At 42.2% G+C, this 25,836-nt stretch carries 22 protein-coding genes; 17 read left to right on the top strand and 5 right to left on the bottom strand.

Features of this window, described 5'->3' with window-relative positions; all coding sequences use genetic code 11:
* The first annotated feature begins 28 nt into the window (after positions 1-28).
* From IGI67_RS06895 to IGI67_RS06885, 3 genes are read left to right on the top strand one after another with little or no spacing between them, the layout of a single operon-like run.
* Entirely contained in the window at positions 29-1,162 is a 1,134-nt protein-coding gene (locus IGI67_RS06895) for an exonuclease SbcCD subunit D (RefSeq protein WP_429957216.1), read from the top strand.
* Positions 1,162-4,284, top strand: coding sequence for an AAA family ATPase (locus tag IGI67_RS06890; protein ID WP_429957215.1), 3,123 nt, complete (start codon positions 1,162-1,164; stop codon positions 4,282-4,284). Before IGI67_RS06895 ends, IGI67_RS06890 begins: the two co-directional genes overlap by 1 nt.
* Complete coding sequence (locus tag IGI67_RS06885) at positions 4,285-7,464, top strand: SNF2 helicase associated domain-containing protein (RefSeq protein ID WP_429957214.1); 3,180 nt, start codon at positions 4,285-4,287, stop codon at positions 7,462-7,464.
* Between the two features lie 71 nt (positions 7,465-7,535).
* Here the strand turns inward: IGI67_RS06885 and IGI67_RS06880 are convergent, their stop codons facing one another.
* On the bottom strand, positions 7,536-8,246 hold the full coding sequence (locus tag IGI67_RS06880; RefSeq protein ID WP_429957213.1) for an HAD family hydrolase: 711 nt from the start codon (positions 8,244-8,246) through the stop codon (positions 7,536-7,538).
* A 780-nt stretch (positions 8,247-9,026) separates the two neighbouring features.
* On the opposite strand from IGI67_RS06880, the gene spxA reads away from it, so the two are divergent.
* Complete coding sequence (spxA, locus tag IGI67_RS06875) at positions 9,027-9,425, top strand: transcriptional regulator SpxA (protein WP_010739854.1); 399 nt, start codon at positions 9,027-9,029, stop codon at positions 9,423-9,425.
* A 39-nt stretch (positions 9,426-9,464) separates the two neighbouring features.
* Here the strand turns inward: spxA and IGI67_RS06870 are convergent, their stop codons facing one another.
* On the bottom strand, positions 9,465-10,070 hold the full coding sequence (locus IGI67_RS06870) for an HAD family hydrolase (RefSeq protein ID WP_429957212.1): 606 nt from the start codon (positions 10,068-10,070) through the stop codon (positions 9,465-9,467).
* A gap of 278 nt (positions 10,071-10,348) precedes the next feature.
* On the opposite strand from IGI67_RS06870, the gene IGI67_RS06865 reads away from it, so the two are divergent.
* The 5 genes from IGI67_RS06865 to IGI67_RS06845 all read left to right on the top strand — a co-directional run bounded on the left by IGI67_RS06865 (position 10,349) and on the right by IGI67_RS06845 (position 16,816).
* A complete protein-coding gene (locus IGI67_RS06865) occupies positions 10,349-10,993 on the top strand; it encodes an adaptor protein MecA (RefSeq protein ID WP_207110461.1) in 645 nt (214 codons plus the stop codon).
* Between the two features lie 160 nt (positions 10,994-11,153).
* Entirely contained in the window at positions 11,154-12,152 is a 999-nt protein-coding gene (locus IGI67_RS06860) for a competence protein CoiA (RefSeq protein WP_429957211.1), read from the top strand.
* A gap of 164 nt (positions 12,153-12,316) precedes the next feature.
* A complete protein-coding gene (pepF, locus tag IGI67_RS06855) occupies positions 12,317-14,134 on the top strand; it encodes an oligoendopeptidase F (protein ID WP_429957210.1) in 1,818 nt (605 codons plus the stop codon).
* A 323-nt stretch (positions 14,135-14,457) separates the two neighbouring features.
* A complete protein-coding gene (locus tag IGI67_RS06850) occupies positions 14,458-15,636 on the top strand; it encodes a class C sortase (protein ID WP_429957209.1) in 1,179 nt (392 codons plus the stop codon).
* Between the two features lie 40 nt (positions 15,637-15,676).
* Positions 15,677-16,816 carry a class C sortase gene (locus IGI67_RS06845; protein WP_429957208.1) on the top strand — a complete coding sequence of 380 codons (1,140 nt, stop codon included), beginning with the start codon at positions 15,677-15,679 and terminating at the stop codon, positions 16,814-16,816.
* A 32-nt stretch (positions 16,817-16,848) separates the two neighbouring features.
* Here the strand turns inward: IGI67_RS06845 and IGI67_RS06840 are convergent, their stop codons facing one another.
* Both IGI67_RS06840 and IGI67_RS06835 read right to left on the bottom strand, forming a co-directional pair.
* On the bottom strand, positions 16,849-17,496 hold the full coding sequence (locus tag IGI67_RS06840) for a DsbA family protein (RefSeq protein WP_207110456.1): 648 nt from the start codon (positions 17,494-17,496) through the stop codon (positions 16,849-16,851).
* A complete protein-coding gene (locus IGI67_RS06835) occupies positions 17,493-18,101 on the bottom strand; it encodes a CYTH domain-containing protein (RefSeq protein ID WP_429957207.1) in 609 nt (202 codons plus the stop codon). The genes IGI67_RS06840 and IGI67_RS06835 overlap by 4 nt, the downstream gene beginning before the upstream one ends.
* Positions 18,102-18,306: 205 nt before the next feature.
* Here IGI67_RS06835 and IGI67_RS06830 point away from each other — a divergent pair, with 205 nt between their 5' ends.
* The 5 genes from IGI67_RS06830 to IGI67_RS06810 all read left to right on the top strand — a co-directional run bounded on the left by IGI67_RS06830 (position 18,307) and on the right by IGI67_RS06810 (position 22,642).
* A complete protein-coding gene (locus tag IGI67_RS06830) occupies positions 18,307-18,972 on the top strand; it encodes a GTP pyrophosphokinase (RefSeq protein WP_429957206.1) in 666 nt (221 codons plus the stop codon).
* Positions 18,944-19,747 (top strand): NAD kinase, encoded by an 804-nt coding sequence (locus IGI67_RS06825; RefSeq protein WP_429957205.1) that lies wholly within the window; start codon positions 18,944-18,946, stop codon positions 19,745-19,747. Before IGI67_RS06830 ends, IGI67_RS06825 begins: the two co-directional genes overlap by 29 nt.
* Before the next feature lie 4 nt (positions 19,748-19,751).
* The gene (locus IGI67_RS06820; RefSeq protein ID WP_429957204.1) at positions 19,752-20,645 is read left to right on the top strand and encodes an RluA family pseudouridine synthase; all 894 of its coding nucleotides are present in this window, start codon (positions 19,752-19,754) and stop codon (positions 20,643-20,645) included.
* A gap of 137 nt (positions 20,646-20,782) precedes the next feature.
* On the top strand, positions 20,783-22,153 hold the full coding sequence (mgtE, locus tag IGI67_RS06815) for a magnesium transporter (protein ID WP_207110152.1): 1,371 nt from the start codon (positions 20,783-20,785) through the stop codon (positions 22,151-22,153).
* Between the two features lie 3 nt (positions 22,154-22,156).
* Positions 22,157-22,642, top strand: a complete 486-nt coding sequence (locus IGI67_RS06810) for an NUDIX hydrolase (RefSeq protein WP_242550451.1) — start codon at positions 22,157-22,159, stop codon at positions 22,640-22,642.
* A 21-nt stretch (positions 22,643-22,663) separates the two neighbouring features.
* Here IGI67_RS06810 and IGI67_RS06805 read toward each other — a convergent pair whose 3' ends face one another.
* The gene (locus IGI67_RS06805; protein ID WP_429957203.1) at positions 22,664-23,299 is read right to left on the bottom strand and encodes a copper homeostasis protein CutC; all 636 of its coding nucleotides are present in this window, start codon (positions 23,297-23,299) and stop codon (positions 22,664-22,666) included.
* Between the two features lie 134 nt (positions 23,300-23,433).
* Between IGI67_RS06805 and IGI67_RS06800 the strand changes: the two genes are divergently transcribed.
* The 3 genes from IGI67_RS06800 to IGI67_RS06790 all read left to right on the top strand — a co-directional run bounded on the left by IGI67_RS06800 (position 23,434) and on the right by IGI67_RS06790 (position 25,835).
* Entirely contained in the window at positions 23,434-24,261 is an 828-nt protein-coding gene (locus IGI67_RS06800) for a putative RNA methyltransferase (protein WP_429957202.1), read from the top strand.
* 382 nt (positions 24,262-24,643) lie between these two features.
* Complete coding sequence (gene trmL / locus IGI67_RS06795; RefSeq protein ID WP_429957201.1) at positions 24,644-25,150, top strand: tRNA (uridine(34)/cytosine(34)/5-carboxymethylaminomethyluridine(34)-2'-O)-methyltransferase TrmL; 507 nt, start codon at positions 24,644-24,646, stop codon at positions 25,148-25,150.
* A gap of 28 nt (positions 25,151-25,178) precedes the next feature.
* Positions 25,179-25,835: a histidine phosphatase family protein gene (locus IGI67_RS06790; RefSeq protein ID WP_429957200.1), complete on the top strand. Its 657-nt coding sequence runs from the start codon at positions 25,179-25,181 to the stop codon at positions 25,833-25,835.
* The last annotated feature ends 1 nt before the right edge of the window (position 25,836 follow it).

Here is a 25,836-nt window from a genome sequence, read left to right as displayed (position 1 = left end):
AGGACTAAAATAGGAAAAGGGTGGATCAATGAAAGTTTTACATACAGCTGACTGGCATATTGGAAAGAAACTCCACGGCTATGACCTGCTGCCAGATCAAGCATACATTCTTGATCAAATCAAAAAAATCGCGAAGGAGGAAGCGGTCGAGGCCATTGTGATCGCAGGCGACTTATACGACCGCTCCGTCCCTTCTGAGGATAGCGTTCGGTTATTAAATCAAACCATCGCAGATTGGAATCTGACAGAGCAATTTCCGTTATTAGCTATTTCAGGCAATCATGACAGCGCTACGCGTTTGGCCACGGGAGCTCCTTGGTTCAATCAGGCGAATTTTCATCTTCATACTCGATTGCAGGAAGCTTTTTCAGCGATCGAAATGAAGGATACGCAATTTTTCCTGTTGCCGTATTTCGAACCAGTTGATGCGCGTATTTATTTTGAAGACCCAGAATTGCGGACGATTCAGGCAGCCATGCCGAAAGTTATCGCGAAAATTAAAGAAAGCTTTGATCCGCAGAAAAAGCATGTTTTAGTGAGTCATTTTTTCGTGGCAGGCAGCAGCAAGACGGATTCTGAGACCAAGATTGAGGTAGGCGGTCTTGATGGAATCAATGGCGTGCTATTGGAGGACTTTGATTATGTGGCACTAGGCCACCTGCACGGCAAGGATGCATTGAAGATGGCAAATGCACGCTACAGCGGCTCGCCGTTAAAATATTCCCTTTCGGAAAAGGATCAGGTAAAAGGCGTTTGGATCGTGGAGACCGAAACAGGGGCGTTTTCATTTCGAGAATTGACGCCGCTCCATGAAGTTCAAGAGCTGCAGGCCGATTTTGAAAAATTGCTGACGCCGTCCTTTTACTCAACGATCGATCGTGAGAACTATCTCTCGATTCTTTTGGAGGATCGAGCAGTGATCCCTAATCTGATGAATCAGCTGCGGCAGGTTTATCCGCGTATCATTCAGGTGGAACGAGCGAATGGCTTTGAGACTGCGGTCGAAACACGGTTAAAAACGGAGAATATCAAGGAAAAGTCTCCGATTGCACTGACGGAGGAGTTCTTTACGGAAGTTTCTCAAAATGAGTTGACACCTCAGCAAAAAAATTGGATCGAAGAGGGACTGTATTCGATTCTAAAAAAAGGAGGCGCTAGCTGATGCTTCCAAAAAAAATCATTATGGAAAATTTTGGTCCGTTTCTGCGTGAAGAAGTGGATTTTGAAGAAATGTCTGAAGCGCCGCTGTTTTTGATCAGCGGGAAAACCGGTGCAGGTAAGACCACCATTTTTGACGCTATCACCTTTGCCTTATATGGGGATGCTTCAGGAGGGGTGCGCTCGTCGAATGAGATTCGCTCCTCCTTTGCCGAACCGACGGAGGAAACGCGTGTCCAATTTTTATTCGAGCACCAAGGACGGCTTTATTCTATCGAGCGTTGGCCGAAGCAGACCTTAGCCAAAAAGAACGGCAAAGGCGAAACGACAAAAAATCAAAAGGTTCAACTAAGTATTTTTAATGACGCAGGTCAAGAGGCGGAGGCGTATACGAAGGTAGATGCGGTGAATGAAGTGATCTATCAGATTCTGCATTTGCAAAAGGATCAATTTCGTCAGATTGTGATGCTGCCCCAAGGCGAGTTTCGAACCTTCCTAAACGCCAACAGTACAGAGAAAGAAACCGTCTTGCGCAGTTTGTTCGGAACGAATTTTTACCGTAATTTGACTGATAATCTAAAGCTGCAAAAGCTGGAGCTCGAAAAAGCGGTTGGCGAACTGACGACACGAATCGACCAATTATTTCAGCAGGTCGTGTGTGAAAAGGGGGCTACCTATGAGGAGTCCTTAAATCTGGCTAAAGATTATTTAGTGGAAGAGAAACAGCAGCTGGCAAAAAGCCAAAGGGCACTTGCTGAAAAGCAGACTGAGCAAAAGGCGCTGCAGCAAAAGCTTCAAAAGGCGCAGGAGCTTGCTGAGAGCTTCCGTCAAGCACGTGAAACGCAGCAGCAGCTTTTGCAATTAGAAGAACGCATTCCTGAGCAAGAAGAAAACAGACGGCAATTCGCTCAAGCGAAAAAAATAGAACGCATCCGCCCAACCTATGAGCGAACGCAAGAATTAGAAAAGCGGCAGATTCAGCAAACACAAGCGGCAAATGAAAATCACCAAAAGGCCGAAGAGCTGGAACGACACTACGGGGATTGTCAGAAACAAGCGGCAGTGTTTGAAAAGGATCAGGCAGACTGGCAAGCCAAGGAGAAAGAGCTGCAAAGCTTGGAATCCTTTTTACCTTTAGTGAAGCAAAGAGAGCAGCTGCTAGAACAAAAAACAGAACTGCTCAACCAACAGACGCAGCAGCAAATTCGTCTGACTCAGGTGAATGAACAGGTAAAGGCGCGCGAAGAAAAGAAACAGGCGCTGGAGGCTAAACAGGATACTGAAAAAGCTTGGCAGGATCGCCGCTATGAAGAGCTACAGTTCCAGCAAAAAATCGCCCATCTGCAAGAGCTGGATAGGCAGATTTTTGAACAGCAGGAGGAAGAAGAGGATCAGCAGATTAAGCTGGCTCAGCTAGTCGAGACCGCCAGCCGCACCAGCAATCAATTAACAAGTGAGACGGCTGACTACAAGAGCTTAAAAAGTCAGTGGGCAGCGGCAGAGATTGCTCGCTTAAGTATGGATCTGCTGCCTGGCGAACCTTGTCCGGTCTGCGGATCGAAGGAGCATCCTGATCCCGCGCAGCATGCTGAGCTGTCAACAGATAATTTGGGACAGCTGCAGGTTGCGCTTGAACAGCAGGAGGCTCGGATCAAACAGTTGGAAGTTATCCGAGAACAGGCGGAAGCCCGCTATGAAGTAGCGATGAAGGCCTTTGACCAATTGCAAAATGAACGATTGGCCGCTCAGGAGGCACTGGAGCAACAAGTGAAAAGCTGCCAAACGACTGTTGAAGACTATTATCACTTAGAGGTGGCCGCTGAACTGGTAGAGCTGAAGACGTTTCTTAGTGAACGTCAAAAGGAAACGGCTGATGCTTTGAGGGAACTCTCAGAAAGCAATCAGGCGCTTCAGCAGCTGATAGCAGAAATCTTAACGGATCAAACGCAAAAAGCAGAGGTAGAAGCGAATCTGACTACCGTTAATGGCGAACTTCAGGTTTTACAAGGCAGGCTGGCTAGTCTAGAGGAACAGACGGCCGATTGGCAGTTGCCTTCTTTAGAAGCACGGATTACTGAGTTAACGGAAAGCTTAAATGACTATCGTAAGCAGCTGCGAGTACATCAAGAGCGGATGAAAGAAATCGAGCAGGAGCAGATTCGCTTACAGGAAAATCAAAAGCTGTTAGCTAAGCAGCAACAGGAAACAGCGGATGGTCTTAAAAAGTATCGAGACCAGCTGCAGGAGCACTTAGCGGAAGCGGGAGTGGCGATCGAACAATTAGCCGCGCCCCCAATCGATCTATCTCTGCTGGAACAAGCGATCACCGCTTTTGATCAAGAGCTTGTAGTTTTAAAGGATCGGCAGGAGCGCTTAGCCGAAACGATCAAGGAGCAGCAGGAGCCTGATTTGGAACCCATGCAAATTTTACTGGCGGAAAAAGAGGCGGAGGTTACTCAATTTCAACAGCAGTATTATACTAAGGAAAATCAACTGCGGCAGCAGCGCGAGCTGATTGAAAAAATTGAGGCCCTGCAGGATCAAAGCAAGGAGCAATTGAATGAGCTGAGCCAAATGATCCAGCTGTATCAAACAATGAACGGGGACAACCCGCAAAAAATCAGCCTAGAGCGTTATGTATTACAATGGTATTTGGCAGAGGTCCTGCAGAGTGCCAATCAGCAGCTTCATCAATTGACAAAGGGACGCTATCATTTTGAGCTGAAGCAAGAAACCGGCCGCTCTAAAGGAAATACCGGGTTAGAGATCAATGTGTATGATGACAATGCGGGCGCAGCGCGCAGCTCTCATACTTTGTCAGGTGGCGAAAGCTTCATTGCCGCGCTGTCTTTGGCATTGGGCTTAGCTGAAGTGATTCAGAATCAAGCAGGCGGGATCGCTATCGAGGCGCTATTTATTGATGAAGGCTTCGGTTCCTTAGACGAAGAGGCGCTGGAGATGGCGATGGAAGCCTTAGAGGGGATTGAAAATGCGGGACGGATGATCGGCATTATCAGTCACGTCAGAGAATTGAAAGAACGTATCCCACAACAAATTATTGTGGAAACTAGCGGAACGGGACGCAGTAGCATTCGTTACCAGCTAGAAGGATGGAGTGAAGCGTAAATGAGATGGAGTATTCCAGAAAAAGTGATCGAACGCGGCAGAACTTACTTGAAAGAGGGGCGAGTCTTGTCCGTTGAGGCAGATCCGGCTCGACGCGTTTGGCATGGTGAAGTATTAGGCAGCGAACTTTATCTGGTTGATTTAGATGGCAGTGGAAAAGAAAATGATATTTGTGCTTGTCCATATTGGGAAGAGCATGGTTATTGCAAGCATACAGTGGCAGTCGAGTTGTATTTACGAGAAAAGGGACTCTCTCGCGTGATCAAGCCAGAAACAGTATTGCCGAAGAAGATGGAAAGCAGTATTTCCTTTGCGGATTTATTGAATCAGGGCTTTTCTCGCTTGGCGAAGGAAGCAGAACCGCTGCAGTCCTTATTTGTTGAATTTGTAGTAGAAGCGATCCCAACCAATCCTTATCATCCAGAGCTGGATGTTTTAGCTGTGTCCCTGCGGATCGGCAGTAATGTCAGCAAGCGCAGCTATATCGTGAAGAATTTGTATGATTTTCTGCACGCTTATCAAACGGATTCGGCCTATACAGTCAACAAACAATACAAATTTCAAATCGAGGCAGGGGCCTTTGATCCTAAATGCCGCGACTTGATCGAGGATCTTGTAGGAATCAGTGAGACCTATCAGCTGTTGGGCAAAGCAGGATTGCAGGTCAAGGGCAAACTAGATAAGCGCTATCTTTTATTACCAGTTCATCGTATGCAGGAGTTGCTGGAGGCGATGGAAAAGACGGGAAACTTGAGCATAAGCTTGGGGGAAAAGACGTATTCAGAAGTCCATGAAGGTCAAGAATTGCCATTGTCCTTCACTCTAGAAAAACGTGGAGAAAATGATTTTGGCTTGACGATCGAGGATGGCTTTACGAATTACTACAGCAATTATTTCTTAGGCTTTGTAGAAAATTCCTACTATTTAATGACTCACGAGCAGCAGGACACATACATCACTCTGAAGCAATTAATGAAACGGCTGAAGGAACCAGTGATTGCCTATGAGCAGCGTCAGCTTTCACAATTGTTTACGGAAGTTTTTCCCTATTTGCGGAAAATCGGACGCGTGATCATCTCAGAGGATGTAGCGGAAATTATGAAGGAAGAACCATTGCGGGCGGTAGTGATCTTTCGAAAAATCAAAGGAATGATCAAGGCCGAAGCGGAGTTTCACTATGGCAATGCCTACTTTTCTACGAATGAAGCCCATCAGCCTAAGCTGCCGAACAATGTTGAAATATTAAGGGATCGCAAGAAGGAAAAACAAATTTTAGACCTTTTTGATACCTACCGCTACGAAAAAATCGATACTGGCTTTGAGAAAAAATTGCCGGTCAAGGATAATCTTTATTACTTCTTTAAAGTAGAGGTTGAGGAATTCAGGCGTTACGCTGAAGTTCGTATGGGGAAAAAACTACGACAGCTATTCCTGGATGGCGAGGAATTTCAGCCGTCGATCGAAGTGAATCAAGAGGGCTCATGGCTCGATATTAAGTTCGATGTAACGGGGATTAAAGATAATGAGATCGATCAGGTGCTCAACAGCTTGTTGCGAAAGGATCGCTTCTACGCATTGGAAAATGGAGAAGTCCTTTCCTTTGATTCGGAGGTCTTTCAACAAACCAGTGAAATGATCAATCAGCTGCGGGAGAAAATCAGTGCCAAAGACGGCTTGATTCGTTTACCGAAGAGCCAAGGGCTTATGCTGGAGCAGCGATTGAAGGATAATCCACAAGCCCAGTTCAGCGAAAGCTTTACTGCGATGGTAGAGGACTTGACCCATCCAGAAAACTATCAAGCAGCCATGCCGGACAATCTTCAAGCAACCTTGCGGCCCTATCAGGAAGCCGGCTTCCGTTGGTTGAAAATGCTGAGCGACTATGGCTTCGGTGGCATTTTAGCCGATGAAATGGGGCTTGGGAAAACGATTCAGGTCATCACCTTCTTATTAGCTGAGAAGATGAAGCAGCCGATCAAAGCGTTGATCGTGACTCCTGCAAGTCTGGTGTATAACTGGCAGGCAGAGATCAAGAAGTTCGCTCCTAGTTTGGAATCTATTGTTATTTCAGGAAGTCGCGGCGAAAGAGAGCAGCTGCTTTCTGAGGCGGGGGAGATCGTGATTACTTCGTATGCCAGTCTGCGACAAGATATTGACCTGCATGAAAAAATGGGGTATCAATACATGATCCTTGATGAAGCCCAAATGGTGAAAAATGCTTCAACCAAGACCTCCAGCGCCTTAAGAAATTTATCGATACCGCATCGTTTTGCGTTGAGCGGTACACCGATTGAAAACAATCTGGAAGAACTGTGGTCACTGTTCCAAACAGTTATGCCGGGATTTTTCCCGCCGATTGGCCGTTTCCGCCAATTAGCTGTTTCAGAGATCGCCAAGATGATCCAACCATTTGTTTTACGACGCGACAAGGATACGGTCTTGCAGGAACTGCCGGAACGAATTGAATCGAATGTATTGAGTAGTCTGACAGAGGAGCAAAAGACTGTTTATCTGGCATACCTTAAGCGGATGCGCCAAGAGGTCGATCAAATGGACTCTGCAACATTCCGTAAGCAACGTGTCAGCATTTTAGCAGGACTGACCCGCTTACGCCAAATCTGTGATGATCCGCGTCTCTTTATTGAGGGCTATGAAGGCGGATCAGGAAAATTGGATCAAGTAAAGGATCTGATTCATGCCGCAAAGGAAAACGGCAGACGCGTATTATTATTCTCGCAGTTTACCAGCATGCTTTCGATCATTGAGAAGGAGTTTGCGGAGGAAGGAATCTCCAGCTTCTACTTGCGCGGCAGCACCAAGGTTTCCGATCGGCTCAAAATGGTCGATGCTTTTAATGCAGGAGAAAAAGATGTTTTCTTGATTTCGTTAAAAGCCGGCGGAACCGGATTGAACCTTACTGGGGCAGATACCGTCATTTTATATGACTTGTGGTGGAATCCAGCAGTGGAAGAACAAGCCGCTGGACGAGCACATCGTATCGGTCAGAAGAAAGTCGTCGAAGTTTGGCGCATGATCGCTGAAGGAACAATTGAAGAACGCATGAATCAATTGCAGCAAGAAAAGCGTGAGCTATTCCAAAAGGTTATTCAAGGAAATGAAGAACAAACGAATAAACTTACCGAAGAAGATATTCGCCTGATTTTGAGTTTAGGCGAGTAGACAAACAAAAACGAAGGCTCCTATCTCTATCGATTCCGATAGTCTAGGAGCCTTCGCTTTTTTCTTTGTGATTAGATCATTTTTGTTGTAAGGGCCTTATTTAAATCGCTGAAGCTAGTGATTTCTTCATCAAAAATGGCTGTCTGTCCACTTGGGATTGCTCTTCTTTGATGATTGAACCACCACACGGACCAACCAGCAGCTTTAGCACCGATGACGTCATTGTCAAAGCTGTCCCCGATATATAAAAGTGATTCATTCGTCAAGTCTAACCGTTCTTCCATTAGTTTGAAGATTTTGGGATCAGGCTTTTGAATTTGAACACCATCTGAGATCAAAATCTTTTCCGGTGCGATCCAATCAGTCAGGTGCAACGCGTTGAGTTTATCTTCCTGACGACGTACAGGTCCGTTGGTAATGATGCCCATCGGTACTTTTTGTTGGACTAAAAAATCTAAGGCGCTGTGGACCTCAACCGGAAGTGAAATTGTCTGCAATGCTCGATCGTAGGCGGTTTGAAAGGCATCCAGTTCAGCGTCTGCTGGAGTAAAATCAAAGTCCGCTAATGCGAGCCGTATTCGTTCGTACCGCATTTTTTCCAAAGACCATTCCCCAGTGATTGATTTCATATAATGAAAATCACTATAATAGCGAAAACGAATAAAGAGGGAGTTCATCTTATCAGTCGGAAATGTTGGAAAGAGGGAATTGATTGCTGCTGCAAAGGGAGCTTGCTGTTCATATAAAGTATCATCTAAATCAAATACGATTCCTTGGATCATTGGATCACTCCTAAATTCTAGTTGGATTCATTATACCAAAAATGCCCTCCCTAAATCTTCAATGAGCTGAAAATTCGCGCGTGGAGATAAAGCTTGTTATGTTATAGTTGCGTTGTGAAATTGAAAAAAACATGAGAGGCAATCAATCAAAAATATTCCTGCGAAAAAAAATAATGATTGAAAGGGGAAAAATGCGCGAGTTTTTAAGATTTCCCATTTTTTGAAAACTCTATAAAAATTTTGGTGAATTTTGATTTTTTGAAAGCTGTATCTGTTTGATGAGATTTTTTTAGTGAATAAATTTGATACAGAATTCCCTCTTATCTAGCGCAATAAAATAACTTTAAAATAATACCCAGGATATTTTATCGTTCAAACTATTTTAAAATAATTCTAAAAAGGGCTTGAGATACAGAGTTTCAACGACGCCTTTTTTATTTTCAAAAACATAATTTTAATGTTTTGAATGAATAAAAAAATATTTTTAATTAGAAAGAGTCGATTTTTTTGTAAAATTCAGCTTCTTCCTGTTACAGTTTTTAGAGCTGTTATAGTACGGTATAAAATGAGAGTTAAATCATTGATCTCTCATCTTAATAGCTCAGTGTTGTCGTGACACCCTCTATTGCGTTGAAATAAATTAAATAACATTAATATTTGTAAAAAAATTGTCGAGCTCCTCTTTTTTTTGTTACCTTTTTTTTGTATAATAGAAACAGATAGCAGGAAGCTAGTATTACCTGTTACAAAAATTGAGAGTCAAGAAAAGGAGTGATATGCATGTTAACACTATATACTTCCCCTAGTTGTACATCATGTCGGAAAGCACGTGCTTGGCTACAGGAACATGAGATTCCTTATGTTGAACGAAATATCTTTTCTGAGCCATTGAACATTGATGAGTTGAAGGCCATTTTACAAATGACTGAGGACGGAACTGAAGAGATCATTTCAACCCGTTCGAAAGTTTTCCAAAAGTTGAACATGGATTTAGATGAATTGTCACTGAAAGAATTGTTGGACTTAGTAAAAGAAAATCCTGGATTGTTGCGTCGTCCGATCATGATCGATGAAAAACGTCTGCAGGTTGGTTTTAATGAAGACGAAATTCGTCGTTTCTTGCCTCGTGACGTTCGCCAATATGAATTACGTCAAGCCCAATTAATGGCTGGATTATAGAATGAATACCCCGCAGAGGCGGGGTATTTTTTTGGTTTTTTATAGTAGAAGAAATTTTGACAAGTCTTTATTCAACGCAGCAAAATCTTTCTTAAAATGGAAGCCTCGCATCCCAGTTTCCTCAGCCGCCAAAATATTAGCTGCAGAATCATCGATAAAGTAGCATTCAGCCGGATTTAACCGAAAGTGGCTGTAAAAGGCTTCAAAAATCTTATGTTCTGGTTTTGCTAGTTTCCAATCAGAGGAAATAAAGAACCCGTCAAATGAGCAGCGGCTAGGCACCATTTCTTCATATACGTAATAGTCTTGAGGTGCATTAGATAGAAGATAGACACCAAATCCTTTTTCTTTTAATTGGCGCGGAAGCTCTGCCATTTGAGGCAGTGGATGAAGACCGTTGTACCAAGTTGACAGCAGTTCATCAGCGATCTCATGCAATTCCTTCGGCAGTCGTGTTTTTACAGATAATGCAAGTTCTGCTTTTGTGATGGTCCCTTTATCAAACCGCAGCCAGTCTACTGAACCAAATATTTCCGAGCAAAGAGCAGTTTGCTCCTCTTTATTTTCAGTTTTTTCACGGACGAAGCGCACTGGATCAAAATCGACTAAAACATTTCCTAAATCAAAGACAATATTCTTGATCATCAAAACCCCTCCTTAAGCAAAAGTATACTTCACTCTATTGTTCAAACAAGAGATAGTCGAATTTATTTATTGATTCATAAAAAACTTCCCTGTGTAGAGAATAACCTGATCAGAATCGGAGAGCGTCGGTTTTATTCGGCTCCCAAGACAATGAGCTGGAAGGTGAGATTTACTTTTCTATTTATAGGAATTTAATAAAATTCGTCGGCTTTCTTTACTTTTAAACGGAATCAGTTACAATGAACATATAATCTATCTTTAAAGTGAGGTGTGCCAAGATGGAGATGGAACACATCAATGAGAATACGATCCGCGTCATTATCGAGAATGAAGATTTAGCTGAACGGGGAATTACTTTTTTAGATCTGCTGGGAAACCATCGTGAAATCGAATCTTTCTTCTATAGTATTTTAGAGGAAGTGGATATTGAGGATGAGTTTAAAAGCAGTGAGGCCGTTACTTTCCAAGTACTTCCGAAAAATGACGGACTGGAATTATTTATCAGTAAAAACCTGACGCCTGAGGATATCAATAAAATGAACAATTCCACAGATTTCGAAACAAATGATTTTGATCAATTGATTCGTCAGCAGATTTTAGCTAATTCCGAGAGTCTGGAAGAAGATGGAAAAGTAAGTCGCTTAAGAGTCTTTCAACTAAATAGTTTTGAAGACATGATCGAATTAGCGAGCTATCACTTTTTAGATGAGGCTTGGTGTGATTTATACCTATTGGATGAAACATATTATTTACAAGTCTATTTTGACCCTGAAGTTTTCGGTGAGTTTGGATTAGCAGACGTCATCGCTGAGATTTTAGAATATGCTCAAGATTCAGCTGTTTCTACAGAAATGTTGGAAGAGTATGGCAAGCTTCTAATGCATCGTGATGCAATCGAGATTACACGTGCTCATTTCAATTAGCGTGTTCAATACCATCGTTCTTTGGAACGGTGGTGTTTTTTTTGTGTTCCGCGATTTAATTTTGAATCCTCGCAAAAGACAACTGCTCTAGCAAAATAAATCGCATTGAATTTGGATAGAAGCAAAGTGAATTGCGTATCTTTCTTTTGAGGTGAAGGAAATGCTGTTTGCTTACACAAAAGAAAAAAAGATGATCAGTGCTTCGGAAATAGAAGACAGTCAAAATTATTTTTGTCCAGACTGCGGGGAGCAACTGATCCGAAAAGCAGGGAAGATCAAGATTCCCCATTTTGCTCATACAAGTAATGATCGTTGTTTTGGATTAAGTGAGGGAGAGACACCGGAGCATATCCAGTTGAAGCAGTTGATTTTTAAGTGGGGAAATCGGTTTGAAGGGGATTGGAAACTGGAAGCGCCTCTCACAGATTTACCACAACGTCCAGATTTATTGCATGAGCGGCTTGCAGTAGAGATCCAATGCTCTTCGATCAAGGGTTCGCGGCTGGCCGAACGAATAACGGGGTATCATCAGCAGAATTATCAAGACTGGTGGCTATTAGGAAGAAAGCTTTGGCCAGCTGAAAAAATTACTCAGCTGCAAAAGCAATTCTGTTCCTTTGATAAGTACAAGGGGCTCCATCTATGGTTGTTAGAAAAGGATCAGATTCGTTTGCTTTATCATATTCATGAGACCGATCGCCTGATTTACTGTGAGGAACGCTGGCCTAGCTGCTCCATGCCTTTAAGTGAAATTTATCAGACTGCTGTGACTAAACGGCCGCTTCCACTTTTTCCTACTATAGAAAGTATCAATGAGCGTAAGCAGTCACTGAGTCTGATGCTTGTTCAGAGCAATCCCAAGGTTCGCGGACTGCAGCATTATTTTTATCAAGAGCGAAGACATCTGCTCTATTTACCGGATTGGATGTATTTTCCAAGCCGCTATTTCTTCTTTTATCAAGAGGATCTTCTGGTATTTCGCTATTTGTTCCAAAAGGAAGGGAAAAATGCATCTATAATATTTGATAAATTTCTGGCCTATCGAGCAGCAAATCAAAGAGAATGGTTATTTCATCGAATTGATCAGCGCGAAATATTGGAACGGCTTTATCTTGAAGCGATTTTTTGTCAAAGAAAGGCTAAAGTTTCATCAGCCTGACTGCTTTTGAAAATACTTTTTTCTAAATTGTGGTACTATTGAGAGTGATTGAATAGAAGAGAAGCCACTTGACCTTTGTTGGACGTGAGTCGGGAGACACGCTACGATGAGAGTCCTGTTATGCTAAAGAGAAGAGTGCCTCAAAACAAGTTAGGAGTGTTTTTATGAGTGATGCAAAGCAATTGCCGAAACGGCAGGAAGTACCCACTGAACTGACTTGGGACTTAACTAAAATTTTTATTGATGATGCAGCATTTGAAGAAAAATTTCAAGCCTTATCCGCTGAATTAACAGAAGTGGATAAGATTAAAGGAAGTTTGGCTCAAGGTGCGGCAGAATTTTTAACAGCGATCGAATATGTCTTAGATATTTATCGCAAAGCGGAAGTCATTTATGTTTACGCGCATTTGAAAAATGATGAAGATACCGCTAATACAACGAATCAAGCACTATACGCGCGTGCATCTAGCTTGATTGCACAGGTCAGCGAGGCGGTCAGCTGGTTCGAACCAGAAATGCTGCAATTATCAGATGAAGAAATCTGGGCGTTTTTTGAAGCAGAACCAAAGCTGGAGTTGTATCGTCATTTTGTTGAACAGATCATCTCGGAAAGAGCGCATGTTTTGCCAGCCGAACAAGAAGCGTTGCTGGCTGGAGCTAGTGAGATCTTCAGCAGTTCTGCAGATACTTTTTCAGTGATGAATAATGCGGATCTAAAATTTCCAGTGGTGAAAAATGAATCCGGAGAAGATGTTCAATTAACGCATGGTGTTTATGGGCAGCTATTGGAAAGTACAGATCGCGAGGTTCGCGAAAAAGCGTTCAAAGCCTTGTACTCTGTTTACCATCAATTCCGGAATACATTTGCTTCCACATTGAGTACCCATATCAAGGGGCACAATTATAAAGCGAAGGTTCGCGGCTATGCTTCAGCAAGAGCGGCTGCTTTAAGTGGAAATCATATTCCAGAAGACGTCTATGAGACATTGACTTTAGTTGTGAATCAGTATTTGCCATTACTCCATCGTTATGTGGAACTGCGCAAGGAGCTGCTTGGGTTAGAAGAGCTGCATATGTATGATCTTTATACACCGCTTTTGGCGGAGGCGCCAGTTAAATTTACCTATGAGGAAGCTCAGGCCAAGGCGCTCGAAGCATTAAAACCACTAGGCGAAGAATATTTAGAGGTTGTAAAGAAGGCTTTTGCTGAACGCTGGGTCGACGTAGTAGAGAATCAAGGGAAACGCAGCGGTGCCTATTCTTCTGGTGCGTATGACACGCAGCCATATATTTTGCTGAATTGGCATGATCGTTTGGATGAGCTGTATACCTTGGTTCATGAGATGGGCCACAGTGTTCACAGCTACTTTACTCGCCACACTCAACCGTATGTTTACGGCGATTACTCGATCTTTTTAGCCGAGATCGCATCGACGACGAATGAAAATCTTTTGACGAGCTATTTATTGGAAACGGAAAAAGATCCAAAGATTCGCGCATATATCATCAATCATTTTCTTGATGGTTTTAAGGGAACGATCTTCCGTCAAACTCAATTTGCCGAATTTGAACATTTTATTCACACAGAAGATGCGGCCGGAAATCCATTGACAAGTGAACACCTAAGCGAGTTCTATGGTGAGCTGAATGCGAAGTACTATGGACCGATCGTTGTAAACGATGAGGAAATCAAGGATGAGTGGTCAAGAATTCCGCATTTCTACTATAACTATTATGTCTATCAATATGCGACGGGCTTCTCAGCGGCAAGTGCTCTAGCGAAACGGATCGTTGAAGGGGAACCAGAAGCACTACAAAAATATCTGGCATACTTGAAGTCCGGCAGCAGTGATTATCCGATCGAGGTCATGAAAAAAGCCGGAGTCGATATGACGCAACCAACGTATATTGAAGATGCTATGGAGATTTTTGCTTTGCGTTTAGACGAACTAGAGCAACTAGTTGAAGAGCTAAAGGCTTAATTGAAATATAAACAAAGCAAGCAGAAGCGAAAGCTTCTGCTTTTTTGTCGGCTCATTCGTAAAAAAAGGACGTAGGAGTGAAACTTATAAGTAGGGTGAAAATATTTATTTTTATTAAAGATTGATGCTTTTTAACGATTTATAGGAAGCTAGATAATTATAAAAAGCGATAATTAATAATTCGGTTTAACGCCTGTTTCATGCGGAAAACCTCGTATTCACAAGGTGGATTTATTCAAATAGTTGAAAGAAATTTTACAAATGGAATTTCTCTTTTGTTAATTATTGTGCGAAAATTAGCGTGAATAGAGGGGGGGATCATAATGACAAAACCAAATAAAAGAGACAAGATTGATTTGTTTTTAAAGCTGTCAATTGCGGTCATGTTTATTACTGGTTTTTTGATTTTTATGTACCCGTTCGTCGTGGACTCCGTCAATAATTACATTGATCAGCAGCGTCTCGAAGAAGTTCAGGATAAAATGGAGGCACGCTCAGAAACTGAAAAGAAAGAAAGGCTGGCGAAGCTGAAAAAGGAAAATGAAAAATTGAAGACGATCATTCCCGGAGCCGGGAGTTTCGATGACCCATTTGAATCCTCTCTGCGGGGAACGAAAAGTCCAAAGAAGGAATATTATGAGAAGCATATGATCGGAGCAATATTCATTCCCAAAATAAAAGTCAGTTTGCCGGTTTATGATGAGACGAATGACTTTTTACTGGATAAAGGAGCCACCGTTCTGCAAGGGACCTCTTTTCCAGTAGGTGGAAAAGGGACACACTCGGTAATCACCGGGCACACAGGCTTACCAGAAAAAAAGCTATTTACGGATTTAGAGCAGCTTAAGAAGAAGGATAAATTCTTTTTACATATTGAAGGGAAGAAACTGGCTTATCAGGTCGATCGCATCAAGATCGTGAAACCTGATAAGTTTAATGCGCTTAAAATCGAAGCGAACCGTGATTTGGTGACGTTGTTGACCTGTACGCCTTATGGGGTCAATAGTCATCGTTTACTTGTTACCGGGCATCGAGTGGGCTACCCGATCGAAGCGGCTAAAAAAATCAAGGAAACGGAAAAGTATCATCAGCGACGTGTGTATTATCTCATTGCCGGCTGTCTATTCTTCTCGCTGATTTTTGGTTATTTCGTTTGGCGGAAAATCATCCTTTACCAATCGAAAAAACGGGAATACAATTTTGTCTTCTATCTATATGAGAATGGGGAGCCATTACCAGGAGTGCGTGCACTGCTCACTCATAAGAAAGATGTTGTACGAATTGACGGTAAGCTTGTTCATACAGTCAGTGACGGCTATGGAAAAATTGAGTTCAAGCAAATTCCTGGCGGTGTCTATCGTGTAGAAACAGAAAATGGCCTGAGCGTAAAAGGAAAAGTATGGCGGCTGAAGGATAAAAAATTCAAGATTCTTAAACACCGTGGATACAAGAATATCAAACAGAAGATTAAGCATTTTATTATTGAAAGCAAGGTGAACTAGGGTGAAAAGGCCGCCTAAGACTAGAAGTGCCAAACAGCAAATGATCAGTAAGATCTTAATGATCGTCGTCTTTTTGGCTGGGGTGCTGGTCATGATGTATCCCTTCTATATCAATGCGGTCAATGACTTTGTTGATCAAAAAAGATTGGAAGAGGTACAGGAAAAAAATAAACAGCAAAATAAAGAAGAAGTTCGCAAGGCGAAGGAGCGAATGAAAAAGCGCAATGAAGAATTGAAAAAAAATGGTCTGGTTCCGAAAGCACCTAAGTTTACGAATGATAATGAACGAAAGATCGTCAGTGATGCTTATATCCGTAAACATTTGATCGGAGCAATCAGTATTCCAACGATTGAGGTCACGCTTCCTTTGTTCGATACAACAAATGAAAAGCTGCTGCAAGAAGGGGCAACGGTTTTGCAGGGAACCTCCTTTCCAACGGGTGGGCCCAACACGCACTCAGTTATTTCTGCTCATAGCGGGCTGCCGGAGAAAAAACTTTTTACCGATTTAGAGGATGTAAAAAAGGGTGAGATATTTGTCATAACACTGTTCGAAAAGAAATTAGCCTATGAGGTAGAAAAAATTGATGTGGTCGAGCCAAGTGATACCTCAGTGATCGAAATCGAACCTGGCCGAGATGTCGTGACTTTATTGACCTGTACACCATACATGATTAATAGCCATCGCTTATTAGTGAAGGGACACCGAGTTCCTTATACGGAAAAAATGGCAAAAGCAATTAAAAAGGCAGATGATACTCGGAAGTTAAAAGAACTATTGATTTTAGCCGGTGTCGGGCTGACTGTGCTGCTCCTGCTTTTTAGTATTTATCGTGCGGTTCACATGTATCTTTTGAAGAAGCGCCGATTTAATCTAAATATTCTGCGAACAGATCAAGCGGGGAATGTTTTGGCTAACAGAGAAATCGCCATGTACACTAAAAATGGGAAACACCCCGTCCAAAGGCAGGGGATTCCATTAATGGTAGCGACAAATGAAGAAGGGCACGCTCGTTTTGAAAATATTCCTGGCGGTGTTTATTGTATTAAAGATAGTGACGGGCTCAGCTTCAAAGTAGGGATCAAGAAATTGCGGCAGGATAAAATAACTCTCTATTTAACTAAGCAACAAATGAGCTATATTTTTACCAATAACAATGCAGTTCAAATCAAAAAATAAAGAGTCATTGCTTTTTAGGCAATGACTCTTTATTAGATTAGCGATAAATGATTATCAACATCCGATTGTCTGATCGGAGTATTTTTACTTTGAGATTCTAAGAAGGCAATCAATGAATCTTTCGTATTATATGTATCTAAAATATGATGGATCGTATCACAGCCCTCGATACGAATCCCGGCATCACAATCGCCGCCATAGTTATAAATCACGGCGGAAGGGTGTGAGGTGATGGACATTTCATGAGCAATCTGCTGATCCGTTAGAAAAGCTTCCTGCACAAATGCTGAATGGCGGTCTTCTAAGAACATCTCCAGGTCACCGCCAACTTTAGTAAACAGTTGGATCGCCAGCTTCTTTGAGTAGGGCTGCTTTTGTACGCCGACTGTTTCTTGTAGTTCAACTAAAAAATCACGTCCACGCTTTTTCCCTTGAAGGTGGGCAGCCTTGACATCTAAAGCCGCGGAATGAATCTCCTGTGATAACTCTGTACGCAATTGAATATCTTTTTCGGAGGCGCCGATTCGGTGCATGAATTCCGAGACGGTGTTTAAGTTCATGATAGGAATCAGACGTAACTGAATCTTCATATCATACTCATTAATCAAATCAATGATCCGTCGCTCAAGCGATAGACACTTTTTCCCGATCGGGTTAACAAACAAATAAATTTCGATCATTGGAGCCCCTCCATTTCCTTCTCTCGCTGTTGCTGTTCAGTTACTGCTCGAGCAATTTTATTTTGTGTTTTTCGGTAAGGCAAATCGAACGTTTTTAAGAGTTGATTAAACTCATCTTCAGCGAAATCCGCATCACTGACCTCTAGTTCTAATTCAAAGTCATGCATCTCACCGTACCAGCTTTCGTCTAGTGCGAGCTTTCCTTCAGGAATTATAAATTCTGCACGTTTTGTGATTAATTTCCCAATTAGGTGCAAGTCTAACAATGAAATAGATAATTGCTTCAAACGGTCTAAAATCTCGCCAGCTTCAGCGGCAAAGCGCGTCTTTTCAAGGGCTCGATCTACTTCAGCAAGTGTGAGATCATCCGTGACCTCCAAAAGCCCAACCGCTCGCGGTATTTTTAAAGTCGCCTCGGCACTGTCAGCAAAGCGGCGGATTCTTAAGCCCATCCCTTGCTTTTTTAATTGGAAATCAGCTGTATCAAAGTAAAGGTTGGTTTGTATTACAAATTGATCACTTGTAATATCATAGTAACGTAACAATCCTTCGTACTCGTTTTGTGTTAGCATACTCTTGAATTCGATTTCAATTTCTTCACTCAAACTTATTTTACCTCGGATTCTAGAAAATTCCTAATATAAGACATCCTCACATAGAATAACCTAGATAGTCAAACGATTAGAACTAATTCCATAAAAATGTTAGTATTTTGTAATATTTGTTAAGCGTGAAAAATATGATAATTCTTTCTGCGGAAGGTTTGTGATAAGATAAGAAAGAATGGAAAAATGAAGCGAGGGATATGCGATGGAGAGAGACTGGGATTCATTTCTTGCTCCTTATGAATTGGCAGTAGCGGAGTTGAAGATAAAATTGCGGGGACTGCGTAAGCAATACCGTACGAGCGGGGATCATGTCCCAATTGAATTTGTGACCGGACGGGTCAAGCCAGTGGAAAGCATCCTTAACAAAGCAGAGCTGCGGGGAATCGCGCTGGATCGTCTAGAAGATGAAATGTCTGATATGGCGGGGATGCGCATCATGTGTCAATTTGTTGAAGACATTCCTTTAGTCGTAGAAATATTGCGCCGCAGAAATGACATGAAGATTATTCAAGAGCGAGATTATATAACAAATCGAAAAGCCAGCGGGTATCGTTCGTATCATCTAGTAATTGAATATCCTGTTCAAATGCTGGAGGGAGAGAAAAAGCTGTTAGCTGAAATCCAAATTCGAACGTTATCCATGAACTTTTGGGCAACGATTGAGCATTCAATGAATTATAAATATGAAGGCCAAATACCTGAAAATATCCAGAAGCGATTATTCCGCGCTGCAGAGGCGGCTTATCAGTTAGACGAGGAAATGTCCAGCATTCGTGATGAGATCCAAGAAGCACAGCACGTGTTTAATCGTAAGGAGCAAAAAAAGGAAGTGGGACAACGTGGGATTACGAATCGGAATCATCCATAATCAAGAAGAAAAATCAATTCGAGTGTTGCAGCGGCTGCGTGGCTTATTAGCGGAGAAGGATGATTTAGAAATCGTGGATCGTAATCCAGAGCTGGTGATTACGATTGGCGGAGACGGAACTTTGCTATCGGCGTTTCACCGGTACAATCATCGGTTAGATGAAGTTCGTTTTTTAGGTGTTCACACAGGTCACTTGGGATTTTACACAGATTGGCGCGATTATGAGCTGCCAGAATTGGTGAACAGTTTAAGTGAGGAACAAGGGAAAAGCGTCAGCTATCCTCTTTTGGATGTTGTTTTGACAACGATAGATGGTGAGAAAAAACACTTCTTAGCTTTAAACGAATCCACGATTCGTAAAGGCAGCCGCACAATGGTGGCGGATGTTTATATTAAAGAAGAATTATTCGAGCGTTTTCGCGGAGACGGCTTGGCTATTTCTACGCCTACAGGCTCGACCGCCTATAATAAAAGTGTCGGCGGTGCTGTGGTTCACCCAAGCATCAATGCGATGCAATTAGCGGAAATCGCTTCATTGAACAACCGTGTCTTTCGTACATTGGGCTCGCCAAGTATCATCGGTTCCCATGAATGGATCGATGTACGGCTGAAGGGCAATGAGCAGCATCTGATTACGATCGACCAGCTTGATATCAATCGCAAAGGGATTACGTCGATTAAATATAAAATTGCGGAGGAACGAATTCATTTCGCTTCTTATCGGCATATGCATTTTTGGCATCGAGTGAAGGATGCCTTTATTCGAGAGGATTAATTTTGTGGAATTCAAATGGACTTATCAAGAGCAGACCAGCTCACTTGTACGGACTTATTTAAAACGCCAAGGGATTTCAAAAAAATTACTGGCTAAAATCAAATTTCAAGGTGGAAAAATTTTAGTGAACGGGACCGAACAAAACGTCTTGTTTTCTTTAAAACCACGTGATATTGTAACTGTTGTGATTCCAGACGAGGAACCTCATGAGACTCTGCTGGCTGACAATATTTCCATTGAGATCGTATTCGAAGATGAACACCTGCTGGTTGTAAACAAGCCAGCTGGAATCGCCTCGATCCCAGCTCAATATCACCCGCGTGGGACGATGGCCAATCGAGTCAAGGCCTACTATGTGGCACAGGGCTACGCCAATCAGGTCGTTCATGTAGTTACACGTTTGGATAGGGATACAACAGGTTTGATGCTGTTTGCAAAGCATGGCTTTGCCCATGCAAAATTGGACCAAGAATTGCAGCAGAAGCAATTTGTCAAAAAATATCAGGCGTTGGTTTCTGGTGCGGTTGAAACCTTACAATCTCATGGCAACATATCCTTGCCAATCGGCCGTGACTTGTCTTCCTTATTGAAGCGCCAAGTAATTGAAACCGGACAAACGGCAGAAACAGAATACTGGTTAGAAAAACGCGATCAGACATGTGCTTTAGTGGATGTTCAGCTGCATACGGGGCGCACCCATCAGATTCGGGTTCATTTTTCGGCAATTGGGTGTCCATTGTTAGGGGATGAACTCTATGACGGCCGGTTGGATTTAGGGATCGAACGACAGGCGCTGCATTGCTACTCCTTATCCTTTCCCCATCCCTTCAGTAATGAAAAGCTGCATTTCAAGCTGCCATTAGCACCTGATATGGCAACAATAGCTGAAACAATTTAGGAATTATAATACACCGTCAAATAATTTAAACGAAAAAAAAGATTCGGGCAGAATAGCAGAATGATATCCGAACCGACAATAAGCTATTTTTTTGCTTTATAAAAAAATAGTACATAATTCAGAGGTAGGTGAGATTGATGGATGAAAACCAAGAAGAGCTAGAGATACATTTCCAACAATTACGGGAGGAGCTGGATCAGAATGATTTGCCAGCGTTTCGGGATCATTTTTTGGAGATGCATTTTTACGATCAGGGACAATTTTATCAATCGCTGAATCAAGAAGAACGGCAGCTCGTTTATTCTTATTTATCACCCAAAGAAATTGCGGACATGTTTGATGTCATCGAAGAAGACGATGAGCACGTGGACGAATACCTAAATGAGATGCGTCCACAATATGCAGCAGACATGTTGTCTGAGATGTATACCGATAACGCAGTGGACTTGCTGAATGAGCTGGATAAAAAGCCGGTAGCCAAATATTTAAGCTTGATGGATTCTGAACACGCCAATGAAATTCGCGATCTGCTTCACTATGAAGATGATACTGCCGGATCATTGATGACGACGGAGTATGTCTCGATTGTAGCGAATCAAACGGTTCGTTCTGCGATGTATGTTTTGAAAAGAGAGGCCCAAATTGCGGAGACGATCTATTATACTTATGTAGTGAATGATGACAATCAGCTTGTAGGTGTTATTTCCCTACGTGATTTGATCGTTAATGATGATGATACGATGGTCTCTGATGTGATGAGTGAACGGGTGATCTCTGTCCACGTTGGTGATGACCAAGAGGATGTGGCGCAAACCTTTCGTGATTATGATTTCCTTGCGTTGCCAGTAACCGATTATGACGATCATTTATTGGGAATTGTGACTGTTGATGATATCATTGACGTAATTGATGATGAAGCTGCCAGCGATTACTCTGGTTTGGCCGGGGTTAACGTGGAAGAAGTCAATGAAAATCCAGTCAAAGCTGCTTCGCGGCGGCTGCCTTGGCTGATTACGCTGCTCTTTCTGGGGATGACGACAGCAACGCTAATCAATCATTATGAGGAATTAGTCAGCAAGGCAAGTATTTTAGCTGTTTTCATTTCTCTGATCACTGGGACTGCCGGCAATGCAGGAACACAATCTTTGGCCGTAGCGGTGAGACGTTTAGCCGTTTCAGATGACAACGAAAAGAATTTCGGGAAATTGATCATTGGTGAAGTGCTGACCGGATTAGTGACGGGTTTAGTGACTGGTGTAACGATCTTTTTCATCGTTGGTATTTGGAAGCATAATTTTATATTAGGATTCGTTATTGGTGCGGCTATGATGGCGGCGATCACGGTCGCAAATCTAGCTGGAAGTTTTATTCCGATGCTGATGGAAAAATTGGGTTTTGACCCGGCTGTTGCTAGCGGACCATTCATTACCACCCTGAGTGATTTGACTAGTGTGCTGATTTATTTTAATATTGCCAGTCTCTTTATGGAACGTTTTATTGGACAATGATCGATGCTTCAAAAGACATATGCTGAAAGTAGTGAGAAAATTTTGAAAAAAGCTTATGCCGTTATTATCCGCAATGGATTGATTCTTTTAGTCCGGCGTCAGGGAATGCCTGTATGGGACTTGCCTGGAGGAGAACTTCTTCCAAATGAGAACGAACGTGAGGGAATGCAGCGCTTGATTAAGGAGTTGCTTTCTTTCGATAGCAAAGTAGAGGATCTAATTGGAATTTATACGAAAGAATATCATGATGAGATCACCTATGTTTACAAGGTACAAGAAACGATTTCGCAAAGTAAAATGGAATCACAGGATTACGTGGCCTTCAATTTCTTTGATATTCATAATCTGCCGCTGAATGTTTTTCCAGATCGTCATCGTCAGATCAAAGACTATAAAACTGGACGTTATCCAGTACGTTTGCGGTTTAAACAAAATCGAATTCTGATTCGAATTGAAAATTTCATCAAGCAACGAAAAAAAGAGAAGTGACTCAAATGAGTCCTTCTCTTTTTATAATGGAACGATTTTTGTGCCATGAAGTTCATTTACACCCAAGGTCGCAGCAATGCTTTCGGCGTTTTCTGCATTGATCCCACCACCAGGTAAGATGATGATCCGCCCAGCAGCGTAATCGATCAATTCCTTTAGGTGAGTCAGGTTGTCTTCAATGGCGGTGGATAATGGACCACCGTGGGTTAAAATCCGATCAATTCCTAGTTGAATGAACCAATCAATAGTTTTAAATTGTTCCTCTTTTGACAATTCATCGAAAGCCATATGGAAAGTTGTCATTATTCCTTCGCTATTTCCTACTAGCATTTCTAAGGCTTCTTCATCTACTTCGTTATCTTCCGTCAAGCAGCCAAACACGACACCATCAGTTCCGGCATTTTTCGCATGAATCAAATCATTCTCCATGATTTTCAGCTCAATATCATTATAGACAAAGTTTCCGCCGCGGGGACGAATCATCGTCATGATTGGGACATGTTTTTCATTGGCATATGCTAAGGCTTCTTCAATCACACCCATACTTGGTGTTGTACCGCCCACAGCTAAGTTGTCACATAGTTCAATCCGCCCGGCCCCAGCCTGGATTGCTTTTGGAATATCCGTATAATTTTCAGCACAAAATTCTTTAATCAAGCGTTTATCCTCCAATTTCATAGTAAGTTTTAAATGAAATAAATAGTGATCTCGACGTATAGTTTAGCATATCTTGGCAATAGTAGGAATAGAAGAACTATGCTATGATAAGATAGCGAAAAAGGGGTGAAAAGATGCTAAAAAAAATTGATCGGAGTGCGCTATTTTTGGTTGAGCAGCAACAACTCTTTCGCTGTCCGAAATGCCACCGTGAAATGACACAACAAGAAAAAAGCTTGATTTGTGAGAATGGGCACCGTTTTGACTTAGCGAAGAAGGGGACGCTTTACTTTTTAGATCATCAAATCAAAACGGATTATGATAAAGAAATGTTTGTACCACGAGGTCGAATGATCCGCTCAGGGATGTATCAGCCTGTGATTGAGAAAATAGCCAGTTTGATGCAAAACGGCAATGTATTGGATGTTGGTTGTGGTGAGGGCAGCTTTTTGCAGCAACTTAATCAAATAAACGAAAATCCTGTCTCAATCGGGTTTGATATTGCTAAAGAGGGCATCTATCTGGCTAGTAATCAACCAATTGAAGCATTTTGGTGTGTCGCGGATTTGACCAACCTGCCGTTTGCCAACGAGTCTTTTGATACGATCCTAAACATTTTCTCGCCGTCACAGTATCGTGAGTTCAAACGTGTGATGAAGCCAGACGGTTGTGTAGTAAAAGTAGTTCCTCAAGCGGGTTATTTACAGGAATTGCGTGCAATCTATCATCCAGATGGCGATACTTATTCAAACGAAGCAGTCATTCAACGTTTCACAGAGGAGCTTTCCCTCGACTATCGTGAACGAGTGACGTATGATTTTGAAATACCGGAAGAAAATCGATTAGATCTTTTAGAGATGTCTCCGCTGGAATGGAAGGTTCCAGCAGATATAAAAGCCAAATTGGCCGAGAATCCTTTGAAGAAAATAACGATTGATATCGAAATATTAAAAGGGCATTAGAGTAATCGTTTTCATTCAAATTCCTGAAAAGAGAAGGTTGCATTTGTGACTTCGTGATGTTATAGTACTAACAAGTTGTTTTTCATTGGTTTTTATCAGGTTCCTGTTCTGATAAAAGTTAGTGAAAAGTGCTTCACTAACGTAGCGACTCGCCGTGCTAGACACCGAGTTGGTACGTTTTTTTTTGCGAGTTCTGCCGTGCGGACTATAAGGCCATTCGTGAAAATCATATGTGAGGCTAGAAACAAGCATTTTTTCAATTTTAGAAAAAACCAATTCTCATAACGAAATAACTGCCTGTTTTCATCCTGCGCTGCAGCAGGTTAGAAAAGTGAATAGGCTGTGTAAAATAAATACTGAAATAAGAACGAGGGAAACTATCATGACAAACCATATCGTATTATTTGAACCGCAAATCCCGGCAAATACGGGAAACATTGCACGAACTTGTGCGGCTACGAACTCTCCGCTGCATTTGATTGAACCATTAGGTTTTTCTACCGATGATAAGCATTTGAAGCGAGCAGGCCTTGATTACTGGAATGATGTAAACATTACCTATCATGAGAATTTAGCTGCGTTTTTAGACTATTTAGGAGATCAACCGCTGCATCTGATCACTAAGTTTGCCAATGCGACCTATTCAGAAGTGGATTATACTGATGATGGGAATCATTTCTTTATGTTTGGCAAAGAAACAACAGGGTTGCCGGAAGAATTTATGCGGGAAAATGAGGATAAATGTTTACGCATCCCGATGAATGATGAACATGTTCGCTCATTAAATCTATCCAATACAGTGGCTTTAGTTGTTTACGAAGCGCTGCGTCAACAAAATTTTCCTAAGTTGGAATTGACGCATCACTACGAACACGATAAGTTAGACTAGACACTACGTACTTGGAGAGGGATTTTTTATGAAACTTTATTTTACTCGTCACGGAAAAACTCGCTGGAATCAAGAAAAACGTTTCCAAGGTATGATGGGAGATTCGCCATTACTGCCCGAAAGCTTAGAGGCGATCAGCGCCTTAGGAAAAGAAATAAAGGATGTGCCATTTGAAACAATTTACACCAGCACGTTAAAACGGGCATATTTAACGGCGGAGAGAATCAACAAGCAATTAGCACATCCAACTGAAATCGTTCGTTCAGAAGACTTGCGGGAACTTGGGTTAGGAACACTAGAGGGACAATTGATCCCTGTAATTGAAGAGCGCTATCCTAAAGATATGGTCAACTTGCGTCATCATTTAGAATTATATGATCCAACGCCGTTTGAGGGAGAAAAAATCGAAGACATGCTGAAACGAATCAATGATCTAGTTGAAAAAGCGGTGGCTGATGCCAAGGAAGGTCCGCTTCTTTTTGTCGGTCACGGAGCAGCATTGACTGCAGCTATTCAAGCATTAACCGGGAAGCCCTTGAGTGAGCTAAGGGAGATGGGCGGATTATTCAACAACAGCTTAACGATTTTAGAAGCGGAAAACAGCAAACCGCCGTATCGAATGATTCAATGGAATGATGTCAGCTTTTTAGAAGGAACAGGCTCGAAGCCGGATTCATTACTTTAGT

The organism is Enterococcus sp. AZ196, assembly GCF_050498845.1.
Lineage (GTDB): Bacteria > Bacillota > Bacilli > Lactobacillales > Enterococcaceae > Enterococcus_A > Enterococcus_A murrayae.
The sequence above is the reverse complement of the archived record's forward strand: the minus strand, read 5'-3'. Positions and strand labels throughout refer to the sequence as shown.

Coding starts and splice junctions, on each gene's coding strand:
- IGI67_RS06860 (WP_429957211.1), top strand. CDS start 11,154: ATGCTGTTTGCTTACACAAAAGAAAAAAAGATGATCAGTGCTTCGGAA.
- IGI67_RS06810 (WP_242550451.1), top strand. CDS start 22,157: ATGCTTCAAAAGACATATGCTGAAAGTAGTGAGAAAATTTTGAAAAAA.
- IGI67_RS06865 (WP_207110461.1), top strand. CDS start 10,349: ATGGAGATGGAACACATCAATGAGAATACGATCCGCGTCATTATCGAG.
- IGI67_RS06800 (WP_429957202.1), top strand. CDS start 23,434: ATGCTAAAAAAAATTGATCGGAGTGCGCTATTTTTGGTTGAGCAGCAA.
- pepF (WP_429957210.1), top strand. CDS start 12,317: ATGAGTGATGCAAAGCAATTGCCGAAACGGCAGGAAGTACCCACTGAA.
- IGI67_RS06880 (WP_429957213.1), bottom strand. CDS start 8,246: ATGATCCAAGGAATCGTATTTGATTTAGATGATACTTTATATGAACAG.
- IGI67_RS06885 (WP_429957214.1), top strand. CDS start 4,285: ATGAGATGGAGTATTCCAGAAAAAGTGATCGAACGCGGCAGAACTTAC.
- IGI67_RS06845 (WP_429957208.1), top strand. CDS start 15,677: ATGATCAGTAAGATCTTAATGATCGTCGTCTTTTTGGCTGGGGTGCTG.
- trmL (WP_429957201.1), top strand. CDS start 24,644: ATGACAAACCATATCGTATTATTTGAACCGCAAATCCCGGCAAATACG.
- IGI67_RS06830 (WP_429957206.1), top strand. CDS start 18,307: ATGGAGAGAGACTGGGATTCATTTCTTGCTCCTTATGAATTGGCAGTA.
- IGI67_RS06895 (WP_429957216.1), top strand. CDS start 29: ATGAAAGTTTTACATACAGCTGACTGGCATATTGGAAAGAAACTCCAC.
- IGI67_RS06850 (WP_429957209.1), top strand. CDS start 14,458: ATGACAAAACCAAATAAAAGAGACAAGATTGATTTGTTTTTAAAGCTG.
- mgtE (WP_207110152.1), top strand. CDS start 20,783: ATGGATGAAAACCAAGAAGAGCTAGAGATACATTTCCAACAATTACGG.
- spxA (WP_010739854.1), top strand. CDS start 9,027: ATGTTAACACTATATACTTCCCCTAGTTGTACATCATGTCGGAAAGCA.
- IGI67_RS06870 (WP_429957212.1), bottom strand. CDS start 10,070: ATGATCAAGAATATTGTCTTTGATTTAGGAAATGTTTTAGTCGATTTT.
- IGI67_RS06890 (WP_429957215.1), top strand. CDS start 1,162: ATGCTTCCAAAAAAAATCATTATGGAAAATTTTGGTCCGTTTCTGCGT.
- IGI67_RS06790 (WP_429957200.1), top strand. CDS start 25,179: ATGAAACTTTATTTTACTCGTCACGGAAAAACTCGCTGGAATCAAGAA.
- IGI67_RS06840 (WP_207110456.1), bottom strand. CDS start 17,496: ATGATCGAAATTTATTTGTTTGTTAACCCGATCGGGAAAAAGTGTCTA.